Origin of the sequence: Luteococcus sp. (assembly GCF_043424415.1) — a bacterium.
Taxonomy (GTDB): Bacteria; Actinomycetota; Actinomycetes; order Propionibacteriales; family Propionibacteriaceae; genus Luteococcus.
In genome coordinates, this window is the sequence record NZ_JBHWOO010000143.1 from 1 (window position 1) to 6,597 (window position 6,597).

At 67.8% G+C, this 6,597-nt stretch carries 6 protein-coding genes and 2 tRNA genes; 2 read left to right on the top strand and 6 right to left on the bottom strand.

What is annotated here, in order from left to right:
• Positions 1–374: 374 nt before the first annotated feature.
• Together ACHFFZ_RS08945 and ACHFFZ_RS08950 are read right to left on the bottom strand one after the other, a co-directional pair.
• Positions 375–1,223, bottom strand: coding sequence for a ketopantoate reductase family protein (locus ACHFFZ_RS08945; protein ID WP_394276297.1), 849 nt, complete (start codon positions 1,221–1,223; stop codon positions 375–377).
• 137 nt (positions 1,224–1,360) lie between these two features.
• A complete protein-coding gene (locus ACHFFZ_RS08950; protein ID WP_394276298.1) occupies positions 1,361–1,804 on the bottom strand; it encodes a hypothetical protein in 444 nt (147 codons plus the stop codon).
• A gap of 454 nt (positions 1,805–2,258) precedes the next feature.
• Here ACHFFZ_RS08950 and ACHFFZ_RS08955 point away from each other — a divergent pair.
• A tRNA-Asp gene (locus ACHFFZ_RS08955) sits at positions 2,259–2,332 on the top strand.
• A gap of 69 nt (positions 2,333–2,401) precedes the next feature.
• Positions 2,402–2,478, top strand: a tRNA-Phe gene (locus ACHFFZ_RS08960).
• Between the two features lie 99 nt (positions 2,479–2,577).
• On the opposite strand, the gene ACHFFZ_RS08965 is transcribed toward ACHFFZ_RS08960, so the two are convergent.
• The 4 genes from ACHFFZ_RS08965 to purF all read right to left on the bottom strand — a co-directional run bounded on the left by ACHFFZ_RS08965 (position 2,578) and on the right by purF (position 6,557).
• A complete protein-coding gene (locus tag ACHFFZ_RS08965; RefSeq protein WP_394276299.1) occupies positions 2,578–3,594 on the bottom strand; it encodes an alpha/beta hydrolase in 1,017 nt (338 codons plus the stop codon).
• Positions 3,595–3,605: 11 nt separating this feature from the next.
• A complete protein-coding gene (locus tag ACHFFZ_RS08970; RefSeq protein WP_394276300.1) occupies positions 3,606–3,830 on the bottom strand; it encodes a DUF3073 domain-containing protein in 225 nt (74 codons plus the stop codon).
• Between the two features lie 154 nt (positions 3,831–3,984).
• On the bottom strand, positions 3,985–5,046 hold the full coding sequence (gene purM / locus ACHFFZ_RS08975; protein WP_394276302.1) for a phosphoribosylformylglycinamidine cyclo-ligase: 1,062 nt from the start codon (positions 5,044–5,046) through the stop codon (positions 3,985–3,987).
• Positions 5,043–6,557 (bottom strand): amidophosphoribosyltransferase, encoded by a 1,515-nt coding sequence (purF, locus tag ACHFFZ_RS08980; protein ID WP_394276301.1) that lies wholly within the window; start codon positions 6,555–6,557, stop codon positions 5,043–5,045. Before purF ends, purM begins: the two co-directional genes overlap by 4 nt.
• Positions 6,558–6,597 lie beyond the last annotated feature (40 nt).

Genomic DNA, 6,597 nt, shown 5'->3' on the forward strand with positions numbered 1-6,597 from the left:
GACGAGCAGGGCCGCGTGATCATGTTCGAGGTGCTCGAGGCCAGTCGCATCTTCCACCCCGACCTTCTGGCCGAGTGGGAAGAGAACCTGCGCGACTGACCGCCGTAAGCCCCTGCCTTTCATCCGATGGCGCCGCCCCAATCTGAGGCGGTCTGCAGATCCCCACCCGCCATTGCGTCAGCGCGGCGGCACCTGGTCATGGCCTTCATACCGCCACTGGTCCTTGGGCCTTGTGTCGAATCTTCCTCGCATCACCAGCGCCGATCCCGCAATGAGGAAAACCTACCCCAAAGCCATGATGGTGATCCCGAGAAGGCGGGAGTCGCGCTCTGTACTGAACCACACTCCGATGACGATCGGCAGCCTCGCACCACTCACTCCCCCAACTGCTGAGCCAGCAGTTCGATCTCGGCACGCGCCGCGGGACTACTGATGTCCAGCGCCAGTGCCGCCGCAGGAGTGCGCAGGAAGCGTCGCAGGGCGATGACGGCGGTGCGGGTCGGGGTGCCCTTCAGGACCCCCAGGATGCGCGGCACCGGGGCATCCTCGAGCGCCCGCAGACGCCCCCGGACCTCGTCGACGACACCCCGCACGGCCCCGGCATCGGCGGCCAGCTCGGCGGCGCCACCAGCGCGGTCCACGGCCAGCCCCAGAGGAGCCACCAGGATGGCGTGCGTGCGCAACCAGCCGGGCATGTCCTGCTGCACCTGGGCGGGGAATCCGGCGCTGTTGAAGACGTCGACGATCCGCTCGGCCCGCACACTGCTCCCCCACCCGGACTCACCCACGGGCATGGCGGCCAGGCGGCCCAGCTTCAACGGTGCCGTCCACCGGATGACCCCCTGGTCCATCACCCCGCCCGCCATCGGGAAGGCGAGCAGCAGGTCACGGCCCAGCGCCAGCTCGAGCGCCTGCGGTGATCCCGCCCAGTTGCCCAGCGTCAGTACGTCGGCGGCGAGCGTCCGCAGACCAGCGAGCGCCGCTTCCATGTCCTGGGCGCGTACCGCGACGACCACCAACTCGTAGACGTCCTCCACCTCGGAGACCACGGGCAGTGCGACGCGTCGCACCGGGCCGTCCCCACGGGCGATCAGCAAGCCCTTGGAGCGCAGGGCCGCCAGCCGGCTGCCACGCGCCAGGAGGCTGACATCATGGCCCGCATCGTGCAGGCGCACGGCATGGAGGCTTCCGAGCACACCGGCACCGACCACCAGGACCTTCATCCGCACTCCTCCTGCTCGACCACGAGCTCCACGACCATCCGTGAGGTTACCGGTGCCCATCATTGCCGACGATGGCAGGACCCGCCCCGCGATGGCTGCGGGGCGGGTCCTGCCGTGCGGTCGTGCCGGCGCCGGACTCAGTTGTCGTTGTCGATGGCGGCCGCGGCCAGGCCAGTGAGGGCACCCATGCCGATGACCAGGGCGGAGACGCCGTAGGCCAGGACGCTGGTGAACAGCGATGCGCGGGTGAAGTTGGCCTGCATGAGCAGGTCCCGGGGGCCGGACAGCTCTTCGGCCCGCTCGGTGTCACCCTCGGCGCTCGCCTTCATGAACTCGGCGCTCACGTCGGCGAAGGTACGTCCTCCGCCCATGTGGTGCGCGTGCTTGGCGACGGTCTCGGCCTGCATGTAGGCGGTCAGCGGTCCTGCGACCGGCTTGCCGGCCAGACGGTCCGCGTCCTCGGGGACGGTGATGTCCTGGTCCTTGAGCTGCTTGGTGATGGCGGCCCAGGCGGCTCCGCCGGAACCGATCAGGATGGGGCTGGCAGTGGCAAGGAGGGTACGCAGGGCGCGGTTGCTCATGGAAGTTCCTTCGTCGAGAGGTCAGTTGCCCAGTACAAGTTGAAAGTTCATCCAAATATTCCCCAGTGGGGAACTTTTTCCACGCCGACGCCCATCGCACCCGCCTCCAGACACGGGCCGACGCCGGGAACTCCCGCAATCCCCCGATCAACAGGTGCGCCCCGGCGCCGACTGTGCGGCGGCATCAACTCCCCCGAGCGACGCCGCGCACGGCTCCAATCCTCCCGCGCCGACCCCCATGAACACAAGTTAACGTTGAACACAACTTTCTGGGGCATGCCAGCAGCCCTCCAGAGCCCCCGAGCCAATCCCACGGTGACAAAACCCCTAGTCAGAGAACTTTGAAAGCGTCTGGACAGCTTGATTTCACTTTTGCACCCGAAACGCGCTATATTTTTCGAGCTGCCTGAAACGGGCAGCCGGCCGGATCGGAAACGATCCAGCAGGGCCGCAAGGCCCCGTAGCGCAGTTGGTTAGCGCGCCGCCCTGTCACGGCGGAGGTCGCGGGTTCGAGTCCCGTCGGGGTCGCGGAAGCGGTGATGTTCGCATCACCGCTTTTGTGTTGGAACATCACTTCCACTGGCGTTCCAACCGTTTGGCCAGGTAGCTCAGCTGGTAGCAGCGTTCGCCTGAAAAGTGAAAGGTCACCGGTTCGATCCCGGTCCTGGCCACCAACTCGACCCACCCTTCGCCGGGGTGGGTCTTTTTGGTTCCGGCACTTCCCTGCCGGGCCACCGAATCGCCCTGGACGGGACGTACAGCAAGGCCACCACTCAGTGCGCCTCGCGCCCCAGCCCCAGGTAGGCCGTCAGCCAACGCTCGACCTCGTCGAAGTACCGGTCGCGCACCGGACCGCGGCTCAAGGCCAGGTCATGCATGCCACCGGGCAGGCGCACCAGGGTGACATGGTCCCCGAGCTGTGCACCCCGGGCCATGATCCGCTCCACATCCAGCACGGTGTCTGCTTCACGCATCGCCTCGTCCCAGACGCGCCTGAAGTCGCTGCGCCCGCTGGTGAGCAGCAGGACCGGCGCCTCGATCGACAGGCCCTTGGCCACACGGTCGTGCCCGGCCAGGACTGCCGCCAGCCACCCGGCCCGGACGAAGAAGTTCTCCGGCCCCTTGAGTGCGGGATCGACCTCCCACTCCCCTCCCGTGGCCGGATCCAGGCTCCGGAGGTAGAAGCCGTTGTCGGACAGCTTGAGCACCGCCGTCGGGCGGGAGACGGACAGCATCCTGGTGACCCGTCCGGTCAACACCGCGACCACCCACGAGGCCTGCAGGTCGAGCCACGGCGAATTGAGCACCAGGGCGTCGATGGCCCCGGGCCGGGCATCGGCCCACAGGCTGGCCGTCAGCCCGCCCGTCGAGTGCCCCATCAGGACCACCTGGTCGTGGTCCTCGCGCAGGATCCCGACGGCACGGTCGAGCTCCTCGAAGTAGTCGTCCAGGGTGCCGACGAATCCCGCCAGCTGCCCCGGAGCAAGACTGCGCCCGTAACGGCGCAGTTCCAGGGCATGGAAGTCGTGGCCCATCCGCTCCACGGCCTCAGCCAGGTGCGACTGGAAGAAGTAGTCACTCCACCCGTGCAGGTACAGCAAGGCGCTGCGACGCTGCGGAGGGTGCCTACGCACCAAGGTTCCCGTGAGCGGGGACGACTCCGGCTCCCCGGGCGCCATGCGCGCACCAGGGAGCGGAATCGTCAACTGCTGGAAGCCATCCAGGATCGAGTCATCAACCCATGATCCATCACGACGATGGTCACTGATCGGGGTGGACGGCGACGACATGATGGCTCACGTCAGCCGACGCGACGAGGCTCCCCATCGTCACCGTCGGTGTCGTAGTCGTCGTTGTAGACGGCAGCGAGATCTGCGTACGGATCGTCGTCGTCCTCGTACCGGCTCGACGACGAACCCTTGATCCCGAGCTCACGCTCAAGAGATGCCACATCCATGTTGATCGGGCGATACTTCAGATCCCTTGCAACCTTGGTCTGCTTCGCCTTTGCACGGCCGCGCCCCATATCGGGTCGACCCCCTCGCTCTGTCCCTCGCGGCTATGCCGCGGCAATGTGTGTATAGCTTTCGTGGAACACAGGCTACCGAACTTGTCGGGTGCTTCCAAAAGGGGCGCACCCCGCAGACCGTACGACTGGTGCGGCTGTGGGACGCGAGGGGTCAGGATGCGGCGGGATGGCCTCCACGAAGGTCCACGCGCTGGCCGCGATCTGCGACCATCCGGCCCAGGATCCAGCTATCGACGCCGCGCGCCTGCAGGATGCGCTGGGCAGCCTCCACGCTTGCCTCGGGCATCATGGCCACCATGCCGACGCCCATGTTCAGCGTCGCCTCGATGTCGGCCTGCGGCACCTTGCCCACCTGCTGCACCAGCTGGAAGACGGCCGGCGGCGTCCAGCTGGGACGCTCCAGCTCGGCGGTCAGGTGCTCGGGCACCACCCGGGCAACGTTGTTGGCCAGGCCTCCGCCGGTGATGTGGCTCAGCGCGTGCACCTCGGTGCCACGGATCAGCTCCAGGACGTCCTTGGCGTAGACCTTGGTCGGCACCAGCAGCGCCTCGCCCAGGGTGGTGCCCAGCTCCGGCACGTCACGGTCCAGCGCCCAGCCGGCATCGGTCAGCAGCACCTGACGCACCAGCGAGTAGCCATTGGAGTGCAGGCCCGAGGCGGCCATGGCCAGCACCACGTCGCCCTCCTGGATGCGATCGGCACCCAGGATCTCGTCACGCTCCACCACGCCGGTGGTGGCGCCGGCGATGTCGTACTCGTCAGGGCCCAGCAGGCCGGGGTGCTCGGCGGTCTCGCCACCCAGCAGGGCGCAGCCGGCCACCTCGGCGGCCTCGGCGATGCCCTTGACGATCGCGGCGATACGCTCGGGCACCACCTTGCCGCAGGCGATGTAGTCGGTGACGAAGAGCGGCTCGGCACCAGCGACCACCAGGTCGTCGACCAGCATGCCCATCAGGTCGAAACCGATGGTGTCGTGCTTGTCCATGGCCTGCGCGATGGCGACCTTGGTGCCGACGCCGTCGGTGGAGGTGGCCAGGACCGGGTGACGGTAGTTCTTGAAGGCGCTCGCGTCGAAGAATCCGGCGAAGCCGCCGAGGCCTCCGAGCACCTCGGGGCGGCGGGTGCGGGCGACGTGCTCCTTCATCAGCTCGACGGCGCGGTCACCGGCCTCGATGTCCACACCGGCGCGGGCATAGGCGGACTGGCTCATCAGGATTCCTTCTTCAGCGGTTCGTTCTTCGGGGGTTCGTTCTTCTTGATGGGCATGGTGCGCAGCTGCGCCAGCGGCAGGTCCTGCGGACCCACCGGGTACTCGCCGTCGAAGCAGGCCCGGCACAAGTCGTCCTTGTCCACGTGGGTGGCCTTGACCAGGCCGTCGAGGGAGATGTGGCCCAGCGAGTCGGCACCGATCGCCTCGGCGATCTCCTCGATGCTCATGCCGGGGGCGATCAGCTCGTCGCGGGTGGCGAAGTCGATGCCGTAGAAGCACGGCCACTCCACCGGCGGGGCCGAGATGCGCACATGCACCTCCTTGGCTCCGGCCTGGCGCAGCATGGCGACCACCTGGCGCTGGGTGTTGCCCCGCACGATGGTGTCGTCCACCACGACGATGCGCTTGCCACGCACCACGTCGGGCAGCGGGTTGAGCTTCATGCGGATGCCCATCTGGCGCATCGCATTGGACGGCTGGATGAAGGTGCGGCCCACATAGGCATTGCGCACCAGGCCCAGGCCGTAGGGAATGCCCGAGCCGGCGGCGAAACCGATCGCGGCCGGGATGCCCGACTCAGGCGTGGGGATGACCAGGTCGGCATCGGCCGGGAACTCACGCGCCAGCAGCTTGCCGATCTTGACGCGCATGTTGTGCACGCGGCGACCGGTCAGGATGGTGTCGGGGCGCGACAGGTAGACGTACTCGAACAGGCAGTGCTTCGGCTTGGCCTCGGCGAAGCGGTGCGACCGGATCGCCTCGCCCTCGACGACCACCATCTCGCCGGGCAGCACGTCACGCTCGTAGACAGCCCCGACGATGTCGAGCGCGGCGGTCTCCGAGGCGATCACGACGCCCCCCTCGGGCAGGCGTCCGATGGACAGCGGACGGATGCCCTGCGCATCGCGGGCGGCGTACAGGGTGCCCTCGTCCATGAAGGTGAGGCAGAAGGCACCGCGCAGCGTGGGCAGCACCTCGAGCGCGGCCTGCTCCAGCGAGCGGTCCTCGTAGCTGGCCAGCAGAGCCGACAGGATCATCGTGTCCGAGGAGGAGTCCATCCGCTTCTTGTGCGGCACCTTCCTGGCGCCGATCCGCTCGGCCAGCAGGGCTTCGAGCTCGTCGGTGTTGGTCAGGTTGCCGTTGTGGCACAGCGCCAGCGATCCGTCGCTGTGCGCTGCCAGCGTGGGCTGGGCATTGCCCCAGACACTCGCACCCGTGGTCGAGTAGCGCGTGTGGCCCACGGCCAGGTTGCCCTCGAGGCTGTTCAGGGTGGGCTCGTCGAAGACCTGGCTCACCAGGCCCATGTCCTTGAAGACCATGATGCGGCTGCCATTGCTCACTGCGATCCCGGCCGACTCCTGCCCGCGGTGCTGCAGGGCGAACAGGCCGAAGTAGGTGAGCTTGGCCACCTCCTGACCCGCGGCACTGACGCCGAAGACGCCGCAGTGGTCCTGCGGGTGGGGGTCATCAGGATTGAGTTCGTGGGTCAGCAGTCCATCCGGGCGAAGAGGCACGCCGCCACACTATCGCGGTCTGGGCCCTGGACTCGCCCCG

Coding starts and splice junctions, on each gene's coding strand:
- ACHFFZ_RS08945 (WP_394276297.1), bottom strand. CDS start 1,223: ATGAAGGTCCTGGTGGTCGGTGCCGGTGTGCTCGGAAGCCTCCATGCC.
- ACHFFZ_RS08950 (WP_394276298.1), bottom strand. CDS start 1,804: ATGAGCAACCGCGCCCTGCGTACCCTCCTTGCCACTGCCAGCCCCATC.
- ACHFFZ_RS08965 (WP_394276299.1), bottom strand. CDS start 3,594: ATGTCGTCGCCGTCCACCCCGATCAGTGACCATCGTCGTGATGGATCA.
- ACHFFZ_RS08970 (WP_394276300.1), bottom strand. CDS start 3,830: ATGGGGCGCGGCCGTGCAAAGGCGAAGCAGACCAAGGTTGCAAGGGAT.